At 36.8% G+C, this 18,809-nt stretch carries 17 protein-coding genes; 14 read left to right on the top strand and 3 right to left on the bottom strand.

Annotation, left to right across the window (positions count from 1 at the left end; all coding sequences use genetic code 11):
• Nucleotides 1–2: 2 nt before the first annotated feature.
• The 9 genes from hisB to FFM65_RS08900 all read left to right on the top strand — a co-directional run bounded on the left by hisB (nt 3) and on the right by FFM65_RS08900 (nt 6,122).
• Complete coding sequence (gene hisB / locus FFM65_RS08860; RefSeq protein ID WP_119318413.1) at nt 3–587, top strand: imidazoleglycerol-phosphate dehydratase HisB; 585 nt, start codon at nt 3–5, stop codon at nt 585–587.
• A complete protein-coding gene (hisH, locus tag FFM65_RS08865) occupies nt 587–1,204 on the top strand; it encodes an imidazole glycerol phosphate synthase subunit HisH (RefSeq protein ID WP_119318414.1) in 618 nt (205 codons plus the stop codon). The genes hisB and hisH overlap by 1 nt, the downstream gene beginning before the upstream one ends.
• Nucleotides 1,185–1,904, top strand: coding sequence for a 1-(5-phosphoribosyl)-5-[(5-phosphoribosylamino)methylideneamino]imidazole-4-carboxamide isomerase (gene hisA, locus FFM65_RS08870; RefSeq protein ID WP_119318415.1), 720 nt, complete (start codon nt 1,185–1,187; stop codon nt 1,902–1,904). Before hisH ends, hisA begins: the two co-directional genes overlap by 20 nt.
• Nucleotides 1,898–2,650 carry an imidazole glycerol phosphate synthase subunit HisF gene (hisF, locus tag FFM65_RS08875; RefSeq protein WP_119318416.1) on the top strand — a complete coding sequence of 251 codons (753 nt, stop codon included), beginning with the start codon at nt 1,898–1,900 and terminating at the stop codon, nt 2,648–2,650. The genes hisA and hisF overlap by 7 nt, the downstream gene beginning before the upstream one ends.
• Nucleotides 2,650–2,961, top strand: coding sequence for a phosphoribosyl-AMP cyclohydrolase (gene hisI / locus FFM65_RS08880; protein WP_119318507.1), 312 nt, complete (start codon nt 2,650–2,652; stop codon nt 2,959–2,961). Before hisF ends, hisI begins: the two co-directional genes overlap by 1 nt.
• A 2-nt stretch (nt 2,962–2,963) precedes the next feature.
• Entirely contained in the window at nt 2,964–3,296 is a 333-nt protein-coding gene (hisE, locus tag FFM65_RS08885; RefSeq protein ID WP_119318417.1) for a phosphoribosyl-ATP diphosphatase, read from the top strand.
• Nucleotides 3,297–3,307: 11 nt separating this feature from the next.
• A complete protein-coding gene (hisC, locus tag FFM65_RS08890) occupies nt 3,308–4,384 on the top strand; it encodes a histidinol-phosphate transaminase (RefSeq protein ID WP_119318418.1) in 1,077 nt (358 codons plus the stop codon).
• A gap of 118 nt (nt 4,385–4,502) precedes the next feature.
• Nucleotides 4,503–5,483 carry an inorganic phosphate transporter gene (locus tag FFM65_RS08895; protein WP_371851283.1) on the top strand — a complete coding sequence of 327 codons (981 nt, stop codon included), beginning with the start codon at nt 4,503–4,505 and terminating at the stop codon, nt 5,481–5,483.
• A gap of 12 nt (nt 5,484–5,495) precedes the next feature.
• Complete coding sequence (locus tag FFM65_RS08900; RefSeq protein ID WP_119318420.1) at nt 5,496–6,122, top strand: DUF47 domain-containing protein; 627 nt, start codon at nt 5,496–5,498, stop codon at nt 6,120–6,122.
• A gap of 53 nt (nt 6,123–6,175) precedes the next feature.
• On the opposite strand, the gene FFM65_RS08905 is transcribed toward FFM65_RS08900, so the two are convergent.
• Entirely contained in the window at nt 6,176–7,201 is a 1,026-nt protein-coding gene (locus FFM65_RS08905) for a MucBP domain-containing protein (protein ID WP_119318421.1), read from the bottom strand.
• A gap of 289 nt (nt 7,202–7,490) precedes the next feature.
• On the opposite strand from FFM65_RS08905, the gene FFM65_RS08910 reads away from it, so the two are divergent.
• Nucleotides 7,491–9,458, top strand: coding sequence for an Ig-like domain-containing protein (locus FFM65_RS08910; RefSeq protein ID WP_119318422.1), 1,968 nt, complete (start codon nt 7,491–7,493; stop codon nt 9,456–9,458).
• A 98-nt stretch (nt 9,459–9,556) separates the two neighbouring features.
• Nucleotides 9,557–10,111 carry a PepSY domain-containing protein gene (locus tag FFM65_RS08915; RefSeq protein WP_119318423.1) on the top strand — a complete coding sequence of 185 codons (555 nt, stop codon included), beginning with the start codon at nt 9,557–9,559 and terminating at the stop codon, nt 10,109–10,111.
• 59 nt (nt 10,112–10,170) lie between these two features.
• On the opposite strand, the gene FFM65_RS08920 is transcribed toward FFM65_RS08915, so the two are convergent.
• Entirely contained in the window at nt 10,171–12,369 is a 2,199-nt protein-coding gene (locus FFM65_RS08920; protein ID WP_119318424.1) for an ATP-dependent Clp protease ATP-binding subunit, read from the bottom strand.
• Nucleotides 12,370–12,695: 326 nt separating this feature from the next.
• On the opposite strand from FFM65_RS08920, the gene FFM65_RS08925 reads away from it, so the two are divergent.
• Both FFM65_RS08925 and ptsP read left to right on the top strand, forming a co-directional pair.
• The gene (locus FFM65_RS08925) at nt 12,696–12,962 is read left to right on the top strand and encodes a phosphocarrier protein HPr (protein ID WP_059074389.1); all 267 of its coding nucleotides are present in this window, start codon (nt 12,696–12,698) and stop codon (nt 12,960–12,962) included.
• Nucleotides 12,962–14,686: a phosphoenolpyruvate--protein phosphotransferase gene (gene ptsP, locus FFM65_RS08930; protein ID WP_119318425.1), complete on the top strand. Its 1,725-nt coding sequence runs from the start codon at nt 12,962–12,964 to the stop codon at nt 14,684–14,686. The genes FFM65_RS08925 and ptsP overlap by 1 nt, the downstream gene beginning before the upstream one ends.
• 45 nt (nt 14,687–14,731) lie before the next feature.
• On the opposite strand, the gene FFM65_RS08935 is transcribed toward ptsP, so the two are convergent.
• On the bottom strand, nt 14,732–15,304 hold the full coding sequence (locus tag FFM65_RS08935; RefSeq protein WP_119318426.1) for a TetR/AcrR family transcriptional regulator: 573 nt from the start codon (nt 15,302–15,304) through the stop codon (nt 14,732–14,734).
• A 393-nt stretch (nt 15,305–15,697) separates the two neighbouring features.
• On the opposite strand from FFM65_RS08935, the gene FFM65_RS08940 reads away from it, so the two are divergent.
• On the top strand, nt 15,698–18,745 hold the full coding sequence (locus FFM65_RS08940) for an MMPL family transporter (RefSeq protein ID WP_245954254.1): 3,048 nt from the start codon (nt 15,698–15,700) through the stop codon (nt 18,743–18,745).
• Nucleotides 18,746–18,809: the final 64 nt, after the last annotated feature.

The following is an 18,809-nucleotide window of genomic DNA, read 5'->3' on the forward strand; positions in this document are numbered from 1 at the left end:
GGATGAGACAAGCAACGATTGAACGTAATACTAAAGAAACGCAAATTAAGATGACTTTAAACTTGGATGACCAGAGTCAAGTCGATATCGATACTGGAATTGGCTTTTTGAATCACATGTTGAACCTCTTTGCCAAACACGGACGTTTTGGTCTAGTAGTGAAAGTTAATGGTGATTTGGATGTTGATCCACACCACACGACTGAAGATACCGGCATCGTTTTGGGAGAATGTATCAAACAAGCTTTGGGACAGAAAATTGGTATTGAAAGATTTGGAACGCAATTCGTGCCGATGGATGAAACTTTAGGACAGGTTAGTTTGGATCTTAGCGGTCGTTCATATTTAGTCTTTGATGCATTATTTGAAAACCCTCGTTTGGGCGGACTAGATACTGAAACTGTGGAAGATTTTTTCCAAGCAGTAGCTTTTAGTGCTGAGATGAATTTGCACGCAAGAATCCTTTATGGACGAAATACTCACCACAAGGTAGAAAGTTTATTCAAAGCTTTTGGCCGAGCCTTACGTCAAGCAGTAACAGTCAATCCAGAAATCATTGGAGTCAATTCTACGAAAGGTGTGATTTGATGTTTGCAATCGTCGATTATGATACTGGAAACACCCGAAACCTCAAAAAAGCCTTAGATTATTTACAAATAGAAAATCAATTGACGGCTGATTCCGCAACCATCCTTCAAGCAGAGGCAGTAATTTTGCCCGGAGTTGGAGCCTTTAAACCAGCAATGCAAGCCCTGGAAGACCGTAATTTGGTGACAGTTTTAAAACAAGTTAAAGCAAAGCAAATTCCCATTTTAGGTATTTGTCTAGGGATGCAATTGCTTTTTGAAGCTAGTGAAGAATATGGATTTACCAAAGGCTTAGGCTTTATCAAAGGTCAGGTCAAACAAATTCCTAAACGTCAATTAAAAATCCCGCAAATGGGTTGGAATAAAAATCAGGCATTCATCAAGACTAGTTTTCCAATTGATCAACAATATACTTATTTCGTTCATTCCTATTATGCAGATTGTTCCTTGGAAAACGTTGTAGCTGGAGTGGACTATGGGCAATTGATTCCAAGTTTGGTTCAAAATGACAGAGTTATCGGGATGCAATTTCATCCAGAAAAGAGTGGTCAAGTTGGTTTGAATTTGTTGAAAAACTTCCAAAGGATGGTGACTGAAGATGATTTTTCCAGCAATTGATTTAAAAAATGGTCAGAGCGTGCGCTTATTTCAAGGCAACTATCAAGCAGTGACAACGATTAATGAAGAGCCAATACAGCAGGCACTTCAAATAGATGCGTCCGGTATCAATCAACTTCATCTTGTTGATTTAGATGGTGCCAAAAGTGGTCAACCTGAAAATTTCACAACGATTAAACAAATTCGTCAAAGTTTTAGGGGCTTTTTAGAACTAGGCGGCGGCATTAGAACTTATCAAATCGCCCAACAATATCTTGAATTAGGTATCGATCGTATCGTAATCGGTTCGGCCGCTTTGAAAAATCCACAACTAGTCAAGCAATTATTGAATGATTTTGGCAAACAAAAAATTGCCGTTGGGATTGACGGTAAAAACGGACAAGTCGCAACTGAGGGCTGGTTGGAACAGTCCAATGTAAAAATGACTGATTTGATTTCTAAAATGAATGAGTTCGGTGCTCAGAATTTTATCGTCACAGATGTCAGTCGAGATGGAACTATGCAAGGTCCTAATCTAGATTTATTAGCAAATTTGAAAGAAGAGCTTCCGCAAGTCAATTTGATAGCTAGTGGCGGCATTCGTAATGTTGAAGATTTAAAAGCTTTGAAAAAAATGGGCATAGAAGAAAGCATTATCGGTAAAGCACTATTTGAAAAAACGATTTCTCTTGCACAGATTTTGGAGGTAGAAAAATGTTAGCCAAAAGAATTATTCCATGTCTTGATGTCGATGATGGTCGTGTTAAAAAGGGAGTTAATTTTGTCAATTTAACGGATGTTGGCGATCCAGTTGCAATTGCGGCTGAATATCAAAATCAAGGTGCAGATGAATTAGTCTTTTTAGATATTTCAGCGACAAATCAAAAACGACAAACAACGATTAATATGGTAGAAAAAGTTTCTCGCCAAGTTTTTATGCCTTTAACTATCGGTGGCGGAATTAAATCAGTAACAGATATGGATCGCCTATTAAAAGCTGGTGCCGATAAAATAGCTATTAATTCTGCTGCAGTAAATGACCCTAAATTGATCAGTCAGGGGGCTCAAAAATTTGGCAATCAATGTATCGTTGTCGCTATCGATGTTCAAAAAGAAGCTGGACAGTATGTCGTCTATGTGAATGGTGGACGTAAGAAAACAAATTTGGATGCTATTTCTTGGGCTAAAAAAGTCGTTGAATTAGGGGCAGGCGAATTATTAGTTACGAGTATGGACCAAGATGGTACCAAAGATGGATTTGATATCGAATTGTATCAAAGAATCAATCAAGTAGTCGATGTACCAATCATTGCTTCAGGTGGTGCTGGTGATGTCAGTGATTTCAGTCAAGTTTTTTTGGAAGCAAATGTTGATGGGGCTCTAGCAGCTTCAGTCTTTCATTTTGGCGAATTAACAATTGCAGATGTGAAACAATTCATTAAATCTAAAGGAGTGATTGTTAGATGATACAGCCAGATTTTTCAAAAGGACTTTTAACTACAGTTGTAACAGATGCAACGACTAAAGATGTCTTGATGGTCGCTTGGATGAATCAAGAGAGTTATCAAAAGACCCTAACTAGTGGTCAAACTTGGTTTTGGTCACGTTCTAGAAAGTGTTTATGGCATAAGGGTGAAACTAGTGGTAACACCCAAGATGTTGTCAGTTTGACGTTAGATTGTGATTTGGATACCTTATTAGTTTCTGTCAATCCCCATGGTCCAGCTTGTCATACCGGTAATCGAACTTGTTTTTTTAACCCAGTGAAAGAAGGATAATTATGCAAAATTTAGATGAATTATATAACTTAGTCAAAGAACGTCAAACTAATCCTAAGAAAGGTTCGTATACTGATTATTTATTTTCTGAAGGTTTGGATAAAATCTTGAAAAAGGTCGGTGAAGAATCGACTGAGGTAATCGTTGCTGCGAAAAATCCCGGCAAAAAACGTGGTGACGGAGAATTAGTCTATGAATCGGCTGATTTGTTGTATCACTTGTGCGTTTTGTGGGTACAACAAGGCATTACTTTTGATCAAATCAAGGAAGAATTGGCTAAAAGAGAAGGCTTAATGAGCCAGTTTAAAGATCGTCCGGAAATTAAAGATTTGTAGGAGGCTATTTTATGAAAAAAATCATCCAAGAATTGAATCCATATATTCCAGAAAAGCCGTTGCAACAACTACAAGAAGAGTTAGGTCTTGAAAAGATTGTCCGTTTATCAGCTAATGAAAATCCTTATGGAACTTCACCCAAAGTCAAAGAGGCTGTTTTGAACTGGAATTATGAATTGAGCAATCGTTATCCAGATAGTTCAGCGCAAGAATTGCGTGATTTAGTTGCCGAGAAATTTTCTTTAGATCCGAGTCAAATCGTTTTTGGCGTTGGTTTAGATGAAGTAATCGTAATGTTGTCGCGAGTATTTTTACAGCCAGGGGATGAAGAACTTGTCAGCGTACCGACTTTTTCCGAATATGCCTTACATGCAGAGATTGAAGAAGCAGTTATCAAGGAAGTTGACACTAAAGTTGATGGACAAATCGACTTCGATGCTTTATTAAAAAATATTACTAAAAAGACTAAATTGATTTGGTTGTGTAATCCTAATAATCCTACTGGAACTTATGAAACTGTAGCTTTCATCGAAAAATTCGTCCAACAAGTACCTAAAGAAACGATGGTTTTGGTCGATGAAGCGTATATTGACTTTGTAACTGAAAATACTCCGGTTTCAGCCATGGATTTAACTAAAAAATACCCTAACATCGTAGTCATGCGCACCTTTTCTAAAGCATATGGTTTAGCTAATTTCCGCGTGGGATATGCGGTTTTTTCCAATCAAATTGCTGGCGAAGTTCAAAAAGTTCGTTTGCCATATAATGTTAGTTCGATTGCCCAGACGGCAGCGATTGCGGCTTTTAAAGATCAGGAGTTCGTCAATCAAGTAGTGGCAAAAAACGCTTTGGAACGGACTAAGTATGAACAGTTTTTCCAAAAATTAGGATTGAAGTTTTATCACAGTCAAGCCAATTTTATCTTTTTTGAAACTGAATCAGCTCAAAAATTAGCCCGGAATTTGTTGGAAAATGGATATTTATTGCGAACTGGTTTACGGCCTAATTGGCTTCGCTTGTCGATAGGGACGGAAGAAGATAATCTCAAAATCCAAAAAATCATCGAGAAGTTTTTTACAAAAATATAATTAATTTTAATTTGTTAAAGACATCACTTTTTGAATACGTTATCATAAATATGAGTAATGAATAATAAAAGTAGGTGTCGTCGTGAATATAGCTTTGATCGTGACGGTTGTCTTAGTAATGGCAGTCGTCTTTGTTAATGGTTGGACTGATGCCCCCAATGCCATTGCCACCGCAGTTTCCACACGGGTTTTGCGACCGAATGTGGCAATTTATATTGCAGTTGTAATGAATTTTTTGGGTGCCTTAGTAATGACTCTCTTTAATGCTCAAGTTGCGGAAACAATCAGTAATATCGTCAGTTTTGATGGTGCGGGTAATACGAGCCAAATTGCCTTGGCAGCTTCATTATTTGCTATTGTCACTTGGGCTGTAGCAGCTTGGTGGTTTGGTATTCCTACGAGTGAATCACACGCTCTAATTGCCGGTTTGACGGGGGCTGCAATGGCTCTAGGAGGTCTTCAAGCTGTCAATATGACTGAATGGTGGAAGGTTATCATTGGCTTGATCGTATCGACTATTTTTGGCCTTGGTGGCGGTTATGTCATTACCAAACTTGTCATTCTGATTTTTCGACCAGTCAATCGTTTGATTGCTAATAAATTTTTCACCGTGGGACAGGCACTTAGTGCAATGGCAATGGCTTTTTTGCATGGTGCTCAAGACGGTCAAAAATTCATGGGTGTCTTCATGTTGACACTGTATTACAACGGTTTAACGGACAAAACTGCCAGTGGTGGTTTTGCGATACCTATTTGGGTGATGATATTGTGTTCAGTCACGATGGGAGTCGGTACTTCTGTCGGTGGAATGCGTATCATCAAATCTGTTGGGATGGATATGGTTAAGTTGGAGAAATATCAAGGCTTTTCAGCTGATCTAGGTGCTGCCATTACCTTGTTTTTCTCATCACTTTTCGGAATTCCCGTTTCCACTACTCATACGAAGACGACCGCTATCATGGGTGCTGGGGCCGCTAAAAGAGTATCCTCAGTAGATTGGAGTGTCGTTAGAGATATGGTCTTAGCTTGGGTATTGACCTTTCCCGGCTGTGGCTTGATAGCTTATTTTATGTCGAAATTATTTATGGCAATCTTCTAGGGGGCAAGAAAGATGGTTTTGAAGAAGAAATTTGATTTTTTCGTAGCAATGGAACACATGTCGAGTGATGCGTTAAAATCTAGCGAGTTACTCAATGAGATCATAAACGACTTTGATACAGAAAAACTACTATCGCAGAGTCAAAAAATTCACGAAATTGAAACTGACGGGGATGCTGATGTGAAAGAAATTATGCATGAATTGTATATTTCTTTTATCACGCCAATCGATCGTGAAGATATCGTTCAATTAGTTGATAAATTAGATAATATCATCGATGGTATTAATGGGTTGACGTATGAATTTCACTATCTTAACGTTCAAGAGTTACGCCCACATACAGAAGAATTTATGGATTTGATTTGCCAAGCTGTCAAAGCCGTTCAACAGTCGGTCCGTGAATTTTCACATTATAAAAATTCCAAAACTTTACAAAAAAACGTTGATCAAGCTAATCACATTGAATCCTTAGGCGACAATCTTTATACTAAAGAACTCAGCCGATTGTTCAGAGAAGAGAATATTGATCCAATCGATGTTATTCGTTGGCAAAAAGTTTATGCAGGTTTTGAGCGAGTGCTCGATGCTTGTGAAGATTGTGCCGATGTTATTACCGGTTTGGTTATTAAAAATAGTTAAAATAAAAAAACGTATCGAAAATAATTTGTATTTCGATACGTTTTTTTTGCTCTCTAAATATTCAAATATTTACTTTCAACATAATAACCATCTTTTAATTCGGCCCAAACACTGTAATTGTCGAGTTGAACTAGTTGCTTAACAAAAACGTTTTGACCGCCTTGATAGCGTTGATTATCCATGTCGCCATAAGGAGTTTTCCAAGCTGTGATGTATTGATCGCGGTAATACATTACTTTAACAGATTTGTTGATAGGCATACTGTCGATAACTGAATAAGTATAACTGATATTTTCAGCTGATTGAGCAAGTGGGCTATTCAACATTTCTTGGCGGGGTGATGTTTGTTTGATGATTTTAGTAGCAATGCTTTCCGTGCTAGGGACCCAAGTATTGCCACCTAAGTTGTACCAAATCGTTCCGTTATAAGTTTCTTGCACAGCACGGTAGACTTTCCAAGAAGTTCCATATGGCAAAGTCTTTTCTAAAGGTACTTTGTTGAGTGGCTGATCGAAGACTTTGACATTGTTAGAGGTTTCCACAAATAAGTCTTTATTAGTTCGATACTCTTTAATAGGAAGAACATTGTAAATGTATTCTTGTTCTTGAACTTTGGACGTGAATTGACCATTGGCTTTTTTAGGTGAGTGGACCAAGAAATGGTTCGCTTCTTCCAAAGGTTGCGTATCGAATTCTCGATTAAGGTCACCAACTAAATACTGTGGGTCAGCAATTAGTTTACCTTCAGTATTACGATGATAAACAATGACTGGAGCAGAAAGTTGGTTAGCATAAACTAAATAGATTCCGTCAGAGTTGGGGATGAAGGTTTGTTGGAAGTTGGTTACTGAAGACAAAACATATCCAGGAATTTCTTGCCAAGGAATGTCTAATTTGTCTAAATAGTGACCTTTGATTGTGACCGGTTTGGCAATGTCTTTACCTAAAGAATTGACATAGTGGACCTTGATCTCAACATCATCGCGGGTTATTTTTTTTACTTTTGGTGATAGTACGTCATTTTCCATAGTCTTTTCCCCGTTATGGGAAAAGTGGTGTTGGCGAGTTTTCTTTCCCATAATAATTCCCTTCTAACATTAAATTATTGTCATTCTAACATGAATAAATCAGTAGAATTCCTTTTATGTAGGTATCTTAAGGATATTTAAAGGAAAAATAATAAACTGTAAAGAATTTTTTAACATTTTATTTTAGTCGAAAGTTTTGGAACGCGCATTTTTTAGAAGTCAATCAAATAATCTTAAAAAATATATCACTTTTATAAAATTAATATTGTGTAATGTGAATTAATATACTAATTGTATCATGATATAATTTCTTGGCTAATATGAAGAAAGGGGTTTCATCATGAAAAAATTAAACGTTAAATGGGCATTGTTAATTGCCATGTTAACATTTATGGCTGCTTGTTTGTTTTCAGACAAGATTCAACGTGAAGTATCGGCCAATGAAGAGATTCCCGTAGAAGATATCACACCTTATAAAACACCAACTGGAGATGTTCGAAAATTTTTAGGTATTTGGATGACGTCTGGTTATAATCTCCAACCGCAATCTAATAACTATACTGTAGTTGATAGTTCGACAACTCTGAGAACCGATCAAGGTCGTTCATGGTTATCGGCATTGACATCTGGGCTAGCACCAGCACATTATCAATGGTACGAGACTACTGATGGAAAAAAGTGGACAGAAGTTTCTAAAAAGAACGGTGGAACTAAGAAGAATTTAACCGTTACTCCTAAAGAGATTGGGACTAAATATTATCAACAAGAAGTGAAATGGTATTATATTTTTTCACCACTCTCACCAACAGTTTATTCAAAAGTTGCGGCTGTTCATGCCTTAGATAAACACGTTTCCGCAACTGATATTGATGTCTCGGTGGATGATGATTATATTTATAACTACAGTTCTGAGATCACTACAACATCGACTTATGCTCATGCCACAGTTACACCGGCTAATTTTACTGGTGATATCAAGTGGAGTATTGATAATACTGATTTAGCAACAATTGATGAAGAATCTGGATTGATCACAGCTAACACGAGAACAAAATCAGGAATCGTTACGGTAACAGCAACTGCTATCAATAATGATGGTACTACAGTCTCTAATAATACTACAGTGACTGTTGGTGGTGGCTTGGAAGATCAAACAGTCAAAGCTGGTGAAACTGCTAAATTTGAATTGATGGGTAATATTGGTGAATTTGATGAACAAGAAGATATGAATTATTCGATTCGTTGGTTTAAAGAAGATCCAATTACGCATGAACAATCTGAAATAGAAGTAGGGAAAAATTCAATTTCTCATACGACACCTGAAACGACATTGAATGATGATGGAACACTGTTCTTTGCTTATATCACGGTTAAAGCCAATGGTAAAAATTATGAATATACGACGAATGAAGCAACCTTGCACGTTTTACCCGATGGGGGTCCTGATATTACTTTAGATGATACTTTGGAAAATAAGACTTTTGATAATAGTAGTGATAATTCTACTAACCTTTATGATGTTAATAGTGATGATAATGTAGTTTTTAAAACCACTGTTACCAACAATAGCAGTGGCGGACAATTAAAGGACGCAACTTATCATTTGCCATTACGTGCTGGAACAACAATCAATAAAGTTACTTTGGATAATCAAGAATTAAGTGATTCAGATTATGAAGTTAAAAAAGATTCTGATACCAATGAATTGACTTTAGTTGTGAAAAATATCAATTTGGGCATCCAAAAGTCAGCTGATTTAGTAGTTGATACTACGGTAGGGACAGTCAATAAACGTGAGAATTATCGTTCAATTGGTTATTTGACGGGAACAGATGATTCTGGTAGTAACGTTCAAAAGATTGGTGCACCACGATCTTTGAATTTAACGACTAATAAACTGGAATATACGATCAAAGATATTGACTATGGTTCAATCAAACCAATTGGCAACGATCAAGTAATTTTCCGTCAAAATAATGAAAGTAACTGGCCCGACAATATCATGGATGTCGATGATATGAGAAGAGATAAAACACCAATCACTTTGTCAGTTTCTCAGGATAGTGATTTTGTCAGTGAGGATAAAAAGAGTACCTTGTCAGGACATCTCAAATTTTTCGATGATGATTATGAACAAGACTTGTTAACTGGTTCCGCCATTGTTTCACAAACAAAAGCCGGGCAAGAAATGAGTTCTCTTTCTTGGCAAGCTGATAGAGGGATACTCTTAGAGTTAGACAACCAACAATTAAATGCCTCAGGAAATTATGAAACAAAATTAAACTGGGTCTTTACCGATAGTATTTAAAAAAACGAAGTGGACAAATGTCTGCTTCGTTTTTTTGGTAAAAATCACTATATTCCAATATAATTAAGGTAATGTAAAAATAAAAGTGGGTGATATTAATGAAGAAGTATTTTTGGGGAATTGTTTTATTGTTGATGACAGGAGTAATCGTTGGTTGTTCTAACGGATCTAATAGTTCTGATAATAACTCAGCAACTACTAGCGAATTAAAAGATGAGACTAAAGTCAGCGTCAATGAAGCCATCAAGTTGTATCAAAAGAATTTTCCAAAAGCCGATATTATTTCAATTGAACTGGAAAAACATTTGGGGAAACCAGTTTACACAATTGAAGGAGCCGATAAAACGACTGAATATCAGCTCAACATTAATGCCATCAACAAAAAAGTTAAACAAAAATCGGAAGAACCTTTAGATGAGGAAGATCGTTCTGAAGCTAAAACCGAAAAATTGGATTTGAATAATTTAATTACCCTTAACAAAGCTGCTCAAATTGCTAAAAAAGCCGCTAAAGGTGGAAAAGCAACTGAGTTTAAATTAGAGCAAAAATTAGGTGTGACTTTTTGGGAAGTTAAAGTAGTTGATGGGCACACTGAGACGGAAGTTCAAATCGATGCTCAAAAGGGGAAAGTTCTCAAAACTGAAAAAGATTAATTATAGACAAAAAAACACGAAGCCATGTTTGGCCTCGTGTTTTTATTTAGCACCACTAATTATTCTTCAGTATCAGGTGCACTATACTTAGAAATCTTAATTTCATCTTTGTCGACATGTGCTTCTAGTTGCTTATCCTTTGGATGATCTAGGAAGTAGTCGGCAACTTTATCTTCAATTTGTTCTTCAATCACACGACGGAGTGGACGAGCACCCATCTTAGGGTTGTAACCCAAATCAACTAATTTATCCTTAGCATCTTTAGTTACATGAATGCTTAGACCTTGATCAGCAATCATCTTGTTAGTATCATCGAGCATCAAGTCAACGATCTTCAAGAGATTGTTCTTAGTCAAGGAGTTGAATTCAACAATGCCATCGAATCTGTTTAAGAATTCTGGTTTGAAGTATTCAGACAAACGATTCATGATTGAATTTGTTGTTCCATTTGCTTCAGCACTGAAACCAACGTTAGCTTCTTGCATGCCTTGTCCAGCATTTGAAGTCATGATGATGATAGTATCTTTGAAACTGACAGTTCTACCTTGAGAATCTGTCAAACGACCATCATCGAGGATTTGCAAGAACATGTGCATAACGTCAGGATGAGCTTTTTCAATTTCATCTAGTAGCACTAGACTGTATGGATTACGACGAACTTTTTCAGTCAATTGACCAGCTTCTTCGTAACCAACATACCCTGGAGGCGAACCGATCAACTTAGAAATTGAATGCTTTTCCATGTACTCAGACATATCGAAACGAATCATTGAATCCTCGGAACCGAATAGTTCACGAGCAAGTTGTTTAGCAAGTTCTGTCTTACCAACACCAGTAGGTCCAACGAATAGGAAGGAACCGATTGGACGACCAGACTTGTTAAAACCGACTCTGTTACGACGAATTGCACGTGCTACATCACCGACGGCCTTATCTTGACCAATCAAGTGTTTCTTCAAATCTGGTTCCAAGTTCTTTAATTGAGCTTGTTCGTTAGATTGCAATTCACCGACAGGGATATTAGTCTTTTCTTCAATAATTTTTTCAATTTCTTTATCGGTAACGATATTTTGACCAGCAGGTTCATCCTTGTTGCTATTCTTCATATCTTGGAATTTTGTAACTTGATCACGATAATAAGCAGCTTTTTCGTAATCTTCATTACGTAGGGCAGCTTGCTTTTGGACTTCAGCATCGGAGATCTTGTTGTCTAAGTCAGCCATGTCGACGTGATTGATTTGTAGGTTCTTCTTTGAACCAGCTTCATCAATCAAATCAATAGCCTTATCAGGCAAGAATCTGTCTTGGATATAACGAGCTGATAATTCAGCTGCAGCTGTAATAGCTTCACTAGAATATTTAACGTGATGATAGTCTTCATATTTAGGTTGAAGACCCTTGAGAATTTGAATAGTTTCATCAACAGTTGGCTCATTGACTTGAACGGGTTGGAGACGACGTTCTAGAGCAGAGTCTTTTTCAATTGTCCGATATTCATTTAAAGTAGTTGCACCGACTAGTTGAATGTCGCCACGAGCTAGGGCAGGTTTCAAAACGTTCCCAGCATCCATGCCACCTTCAGCATTACCAGCACCAACGATTTCATGAATTTCATCAATGAAGAGGATGATATTCTGATTCTTTTGGAGTTCGTTGATAAGTTGTTGCATTCTTTGTTCAAATTGACCACGAACGCCAGTACCTTGAACTAGAGAAACGACGTCTAGACGTACAACGTGTTTATTTTGTAGTTTTTCTGGTACATCGCCATCAACGATCTTTTGAGCAAGACCTTCAACAACAGCAGTTTTACCAACACCTGCTTCACCAATTAAAACAGGATTATTTTTTGTTCTTCTATTTAATATTTCAATTACTCGATTAATTTCCTTGTCACGACCAATGACTGGATCAATTTGTCCTTTTTTGGCAAGGTCAGTAAGATCGACGCCATATTGATCTAAGACTCCGTTACCTCTAGGTCTGCGACCATTTCCATTGCCGCCACCAGTTTGAGTTTGGGGACCTTGTTGCTCGAAAGCATTAGGTTGTTGTGCGCCGTTTAAGGCGTTGAACAAGTCTTCAAAACTAGAAAATCCACCGTTTGGATTTTGTGCCATATTATTCATACCTTCGTTAGCTTGATTTCTTAATTTTTGATAACAGTTTTGGCAGAGATTGATTTCTGTCCTTTGACCATTAACACTTGTATAGAGATGAATTGTTGCTTCATTCTTGTGACAATTCTGACATAACATACGCACCCCACCTTTCCTCTATCACAGGATACAACGGTAGTATATAATTAGCACTCGACGAATGCAAGTGCTAAGTCTTGAGATTGGAAAATTTTATTATATTAATAGTAGATAAAAATATTTTTTCAAATTTCTTTGAAAAAGTTTGATAATATAAACGCTTTCAGGGAGTAGCGTTGTAAGCGTTAAACGTCTTATCGCAGTTGGCTTATATTCACTTTTTTTGAGCATGCCCCTTGTGAAAAATGAAAGATAATGGTAAATTAATTAGTGAATATTTGTAGTATTACTACAGAATTTTATAACTATATGGTGAGGTATTTATTATGGAAAAGAAAGAATTTCACATTATTGCAGAAACAGGAATCCACGCACGTCCAGCTACTATGTTGGTACAAGCAGCTAGCAAGTTTAGCTCAGACATTAACATCGAATTCTCAGGTAAATCAGTAAACTTGAAGTCAATCATGGGTGTTATGTCACTAGGTGTTGGCCAAGGTGCTGACGTTACAATTACAGCCGATGGTGACGATGCTGCTGATGCAATCGTAGCTATTTCAGATACAATGACAAAGGAAGGTTTGGCAGAATAATGGTTAAAACTATTAAAGGGATTGCAGCTAGTGATGGTATCGCAACTGCAGAAGCATACCTTTTAGTTCAACCAGATTTGTCTTTCACTAAGAAAAGTATTTCAGATGCTGATGCAGAAATCAGTCGTCTCAAGGATGCTATTTCAACATCAGATGATGAACTAACAAAAATCAGAGATACTGCTAAGGAATCTCTAGGTGAAGAAGAAGCTCAAGTCTTTGATGCACATAAGATGATTTTGGCTGATCCAGAATTTACGGGTGCCGTTGAACAAGAAGTAAAAGATAAGAATGTAAATGCTGAACAAGCATTACACGACGTATCAGAAAACTTCATTTCTATTTTTGAAGGAATGACAGACAACCCATACATGCAAGAAAGAGCAGCCGATGTACGCGATGTCACAAAGCGTGTTATGGCTCATCTACTAGGTGTAGCATTACCAAATCCAGCATTGATCGACCACGAAGTCGTTATCGTTGCTCATGATTTGACACCAAGTGATACTGCTCAATTAAACAAAAAGTATGTTAAAGGTTTCGTTACTGATATTGGTGGTCGTACAGCCCACTCAGCTATTATGGCTCGTTCTTTGGAACTACCTGCTGTTGTTGGTACAGATACAATCACTAAAGACGTTAAAGAAGGCGATACAGTCATCGTTGATGGTTTAGACGGTGCTGCAATTGTTGAACCAACTGATGACGATATCAAACATTACGCTGAATTAGCCAAGAAGTTTGCCGAAGAAAAAGCAGAATGGGAAAAATTAAAGGACGAACCTTCAGTTACAGCTGATGGCAAGCACTTTGATATTGCTGCTAATATCGGTACTCCTGATGATTTACAAGGTGTTATTGATAATGGTGCTGAAGGTGTCGGTTTGTATCGTACAGAGTTCTTGTACATGCAATCAGATAAACTTCCAACTGAAGATGATCAATTTGAGGCCTATAAGAAGGTTCTTGAAGGAATGAAAGGTAAGCCAGTCGTTGTCCGTACAATGGATATCGGTGGTGACAAGCATTTGCCATACCTACCACTTCCTGAAGAAATGAACCCATTCCTAGGTTACCGTGCTATCCGTATCAGTTTGGATAGACAAGAAATCTTCAGAACACAACTAAGAGCTTTGCTACGCGCATCTGCTTTTGGTAATTTACGTATCATGTTCCCTATGATTGGTACATTGCAAGAATTTAGAGATGCTAAGAAGGTCTTTGAAGAAGAAAAGGCTAAATTAGTTAAAGACGGCGTTAAAGTTTCCGATGACATTCAATTAGGAATGATGATGGAAGTTCCTGCAGCTGCTGTTCTTGCTGACCAATTTGCTAAAGAAGTTGACTTCTTCAGTATTGGAACAAACGATTTGATTCAATATACTATGGCTGCTGATCGTGGTAATGAACATGTTTCATACCTATACCAACCATATAACCCTTCAATCTTGAGATTGATCAAGCATGTTATTGAATCAGCTCATAAAGAAGGTAAGTGGGCTGGTATGTGTGGTGAAGCCGCTGGTGATAACACTATGCTTCCACTACTATTGAGCATGGGTCTTGATGAATACTCAATGAGTGCAACATCAGTACTTCGTGTAAGAAGTTTGATGAAGAAGTTGAGCACAAAGGACTTAGCTACATTAGCTGACCGTGCTGTTAACGAATCAATCACTAATGAAGATAACAAGAAACTTGTTGAAGAATATCTAAACAAGTAATTTGTATTAAAAAAGAGTTCGCATTTTTGCGAGCTCTTTTTTTTGTTAAAATTTTCCATTTAATAGAGAAATTAAATATTTATCGGCTATTTTGGTTTCGATGTCGGGTTCATCAAACAAACACCACTCTAACATGCCAATCAACAAATCGCTGAAAAAACGTGACAGCATTTTGGCAGGAACTTGGTTGGAATGATTATCAGCACAGTATTGATAGACGACTTTGTTGACTTCGTGTTTTAGATATCCTGACATGTTGTGCCAGAGATGTGAATTGACACCGTTATTTTTTTTGATGCTGTTTAACAATGATTCGTTACTGTGGAAAAATCCTAGCAACAAATTAAAAGCATCCACCAAAGTGTTATTTTCAGAAGTAATGGATAATCGTTCGAAAACGTCTTTTGCGATATAGGACCAGAGGTACTGTAATAAATCCAATTTATCATCAAAGTAATTATAAAAAGTGGCACGAGGATATTCGCTACGTTGGCAAATGTCATTCACAGTGATCTTGTCGAATTCTTTTTCACTTAGTTCTTCAAACATTGCAATACGAAAGGCTTTTAAAGTTCTTCTAGCGCCTAAAGTAAGTTGCTTGGTCATATCTATCTTCATATATTATTTCTCCCAGTTAAAAATCTTAATTTAAGCCTAACATAAGAAATTCCTGGATTCTATATTTACTAGTGTCTAATATTTTGCATTTTATAATAAATGTCAAAATATGAGCTAATATAAAATTATTGTCTCTTGTATAAATAAATCAACAATTTTATGATTGAAAATGAATTTTCAGAAATTGTATATTCGATATTCATAATCTTGATATGAACTGCATATTTCTAGTAATAAAAAGATTTATATGGCATGATACGCATGGGGAAATCTGAACATGGATGTGGTAATTATGTCGTCGATTTAAATGATTTTGATCAATTTATTACTGTAATGCTTGCATTATCATGATTAATAGATTCGAGAAAGGAAAAACTATATTTTACATGGGTTGTGTTTAGTATAGTAGCTATTCTTGTGGGAAAGATTAAAAATAAATATCTTGTAGCGTTAATTGGCTGGATTATTGTGGTAATAGCGGCATTAGTAATGATGCCTAATGTTTCTCAATTGGTGAGAAATAAAGGTAATATTACGTTGCCTAGTTATACTGAGAGCCAAAAGGCCTCAAAGATTGAGAAGAAGGCCAACGGCAATAAGTCGGTTATAACTTATACTGTGGTCTTTAAAAACGGCAGTGGGGCTAAATTAACGCCAAATCAATCTACGAAGATTGATAATCAATTAAATAAATTGAGTAATGAAAAGTCACTGAAAATCAAAAAAGTTATGGGTCCAAGTGACAATGCTCAAACAAAGAAACAATTGATTGCTAAAGACAAAACGACTCAACTAGCTCAAGTTACGGTCAAAGACGATAATGCCGTTGGGTCACAAGTCAAAAAGTTAAAAAATCAATTAAAAATTTCTGGCATTAAAACGTATGTAACTGGTGCGGACGCGTTGAATGATGAGTTCTCGACCGTTACAGAAAAGGGAATTCAGAAAACCGAAGTAATTGCGATTATTTTCATTTTTATCGTTTTGATCTTAGTTTTCCGTTCGCCAATCGTGCCATTGATTTCATTACTAAACGTTGGTGTGGCCTTTGTTACATCCTTGAGTATCGTAATGAATCTTGCAGAAAAAGTGAACTTCCCAATTTCAAACTTTACCCAAGTATTCTTGGTCGTAGTTTTGTTTGGTATCGGAACAGATTACAATATCTTACTTTATAATTATTTCAAAGGAGCGTTGGCTAGGGGACTGTCGGCTAAAGAGGCAGCTCATGATGCCCAAAAGCATGGTGGTCGAACAATCCTTTATAGTGGGATTTCTGTTTTAATTGGATTCTCCGTTCTTTCATTAGCTAAATTCTCCTTCTATCAAAGTGCTGTTGGGGTAGCTATTGGTGTTCTAGTATTACTAGCTGTCTTGTTGACTTTGAACATGTTCTTTATGCAAACACTTGGTAAGAAAATGTTTTGGCCAAGCAAAGTCAGTGCTGGTAGTGGTAAGAGCCACATTTGGTACGGATTATCACGTGCAGCTTTAGCATATCCAGTTGTTATTTTAGGAATTATTGCTGTAGCAGCAGTACCTTTCTTAGTTAATAGTAATTCAACATTAAACTTTAATAATGCTGATGAAGTTCCGGATAGTTATCAAGCTAAATATGGTTATAAAGTTATTCAAAGCCACTTTAGCAAGGGAATGTCAGCACCAGCAACAATTTATATTCAAAGTAAGTCTAAGTTAACGTCTCAAGAAAATTTAGCGGACATTGATAAATTGACTCAATATCTTAAACAAGAACCAGGTGTTAAAACAGTTACTTCAGCTACTCAACCTGGTGGTTCTAAGATTAAGAGTATGTATTTGAAGAATCAATTAGTAACTATTACTAATGGTCTAAACACTTCAACTAAAGGGCTAGAAAAAATTAAATCTGGTTTGAATTCTGCTAGTTCACAATTGCAAAGTGCCAATATCAGCGGAAGTGTTGCTCAAGTTCAAGAATTGGCAGATGGAACTAGTCAATTGCAAGCAGGAGCTCAACAATTATCTAGTGGTATTGATCAATATACTTCTGGTGTTTCAACTGTTAATGACGGTTTGCAAAGTGCAAATAGCCAATTACCAACTTTGAGTAGCGGCGTTTCTACTTTAACAAGTAGTTCACAACAATTAACATCTGGATTAAGCCAACTACAATCGCAAGTTAGTGCCTTATCTGGACAAGCTACTCAATTATTGACCTTATTGCAAAGTTCAGGACAAGATACTAGTGCCGCAGCTGGTGAAATTAGTCAATTACAAAGTGCTATTAGTCAGTTAAGTAGTGGTTCTAGCGCTGTTTCTAGTGGTATGAATCAATTACAAGGACAAATTCCAACATTAACATCAGGAATGTCACAATTAGCTAGTGGTACTAATACATTAGTAGCATCTAATTCAACCCTAACTAGTGGTGGACAAAGCTTAGCTACTGGTTCAGCAACTGTTAATAGTGGTGTTCAACAAATGAATACTCAACTACAACAAATGAGCTCTCAAGTAACACAATTAGAAGAAGGTCTAGTTTCTGCTGACAGTGGATTAGAAACCATTGCCAAAGGTAACACGACGATGAAGACATACTTGGATGGTTTACGTAAGTCTTATGTTGGCGATACTTTCTATCTACCTAAAGCAACTATTAAGAGTAAGACCTTTAAACCAGCACTTGATGCTTATATGGACAACAATCGTAAGATTGCCACAATTACATTAGTCTTCAAGGGTGATCCTAATAGTGAGACAACTTCTAAACAATTGAAGACAATTCAAACTGATATGAAGGCTCAATTGAAGCACAGTTCATTGAAGAACGCCAAAGTGGCTGTCGGTGGTGAAACTTCTCAAAATAATGATTTGAGAACTTTAGCTAATGGTGACTTCGGAAGAACAGCTTTGATCATGACCATTGGTATCGGAATTGCTTTGATTGTTGTAACTGAATCAATCTTGCAACCAATGACAATTATAGGAACTTTGTTATTAGCTTACGAAGCAGCTCTAGGTATTACAAGAATCTTCTCAAAGAGTGTTCTTGGCGATAACTTATTGAGTTGGAATACACCATTCTTTACATTCATTATGTTAATGGCTTTGGGTGTTGATTACAGTATCTTCTTGATGGTTAGATTTAAGGATGAACCAATGCCAGACTTGAAAGATCGAATGCTCAATGCAGCCACTGCAATCGGAACCGTTGTTATTTCAGCGGCAATCATTTTGAGTGGTACTTTCGCCGCCCTAATTCCTTCAGGTGTTACAACCTTGATTCAAGTGGCTCTAGGTGTAATCTTTGGTTTGATTATCTTAGTCATTATCTTGCCATTGACCTTGTCATCATTGATCAGTTTGACTAAATGGCATGATGATCGAATAATTCATCGTAAGAAACCTGAGAAGAAATCTGCTAAAAAAGATGATTCTGAGGATGCAAAAACCGAATAGAATTATTCATTTACATAAAAAATAATAGAGAACATAATCGGAATAGCAATTTTGAGTTGCGTTT

Source organism: Companilactobacillus formosensis (assembly GCF_005405305.1).
Lineage (GTDB): Bacteria > Bacillota > Bacilli > Lactobacillales > Lactobacillaceae > Companilactobacillus > Companilactobacillus formosensis.

Bases quoted from the DNA above. Each gene is read 5' to 3' on its own strand.
- FFM65_RS08900 (WP_119318420.1), top strand. From the start codon at position 5,496: ATGGTTTTGAAGAAGAAATTTGATTTTTTCGTAGCAATGGAACACATG.
- FFM65_RS08920 (WP_119318424.1), bottom strand. From the start codon at position 12,369: ATGTTATGTCAGAATTGTCACAAGAATGAAGCAACAATTCATCTCTAT.
- hisH (WP_119318414.1), top strand. From the start codon at position 587: ATGTTTGCAATCGTCGATTATGATACTGGAAACACCCGAAACCTCAAA.
- FFM65_RS08905 (WP_119318421.1), bottom strand. From the start codon at position 7,201: ATGGGAAAGAAAACTCGCCAACACCACTTTTCCCATAACGGGGAAAAG.
- hisC (WP_119318418.1), top strand. From the start codon at position 3,308: ATGAAAAAAATCATCCAAGAATTGAATCCATATATTCCAGAAAAGCCG.
- FFM65_RS08915 (WP_119318423.1), top strand. From the start codon at position 9,557: ATGAAGAAGTATTTTTGGGGAATTGTTTTATTGTTGATGACAGGAGTA.
- FFM65_RS08895 (WP_371851283.1), top strand. From the start codon at position 4,503: ATGGCAGTCGTCTTTGTTAATGGTTGGACTGATGCCCCCAATGCCATT.
- hisE (WP_119318417.1), top strand. From the start codon at position 2,964: ATGCAAAATTTAGATGAATTATATAACTTAGTCAAAGAACGTCAAACT.
- hisF (WP_119318416.1), top strand. From the start codon at position 1,898: ATGTTAGCCAAAAGAATTATTCCATGTCTTGATGTCGATGATGGTCGT.
- FFM65_RS08910 (WP_119318422.1), top strand. From the start codon at position 7,491: ATGAAAAAATTAAACGTTAAATGGGCATTGTTAATTGCCATGTTAACA.
- hisB (WP_119318413.1), top strand. From the start codon at position 3: ATGAGACAAGCAACGATTGAACGTAATACTAAAGAAACGCAAATTAAG.
- FFM65_RS08925 (WP_059074389.1), top strand. From the start codon at position 12,696: ATGGAAAAGAAAGAATTTCACATTATTGCAGAAACAGGAATCCACGCA.
- hisA (WP_119318415.1), top strand. From the start codon at position 1,185: ATGATTTTTCCAGCAATTGATTTAAAAAATGGTCAGAGCGTGCGCTTA.
- FFM65_RS08935 (WP_119318426.1), bottom strand. From the start codon at position 15,304: ATGAAGATAGATATGACCAAGCAACTTACTTTAGGCGCTAGAAGAACT.
- ptsP (WP_119318425.1), top strand. From the start codon at position 12,962: ATGGTTAAAACTATTAAAGGGATTGCAGCTAGTGATGGTATCGCAACT.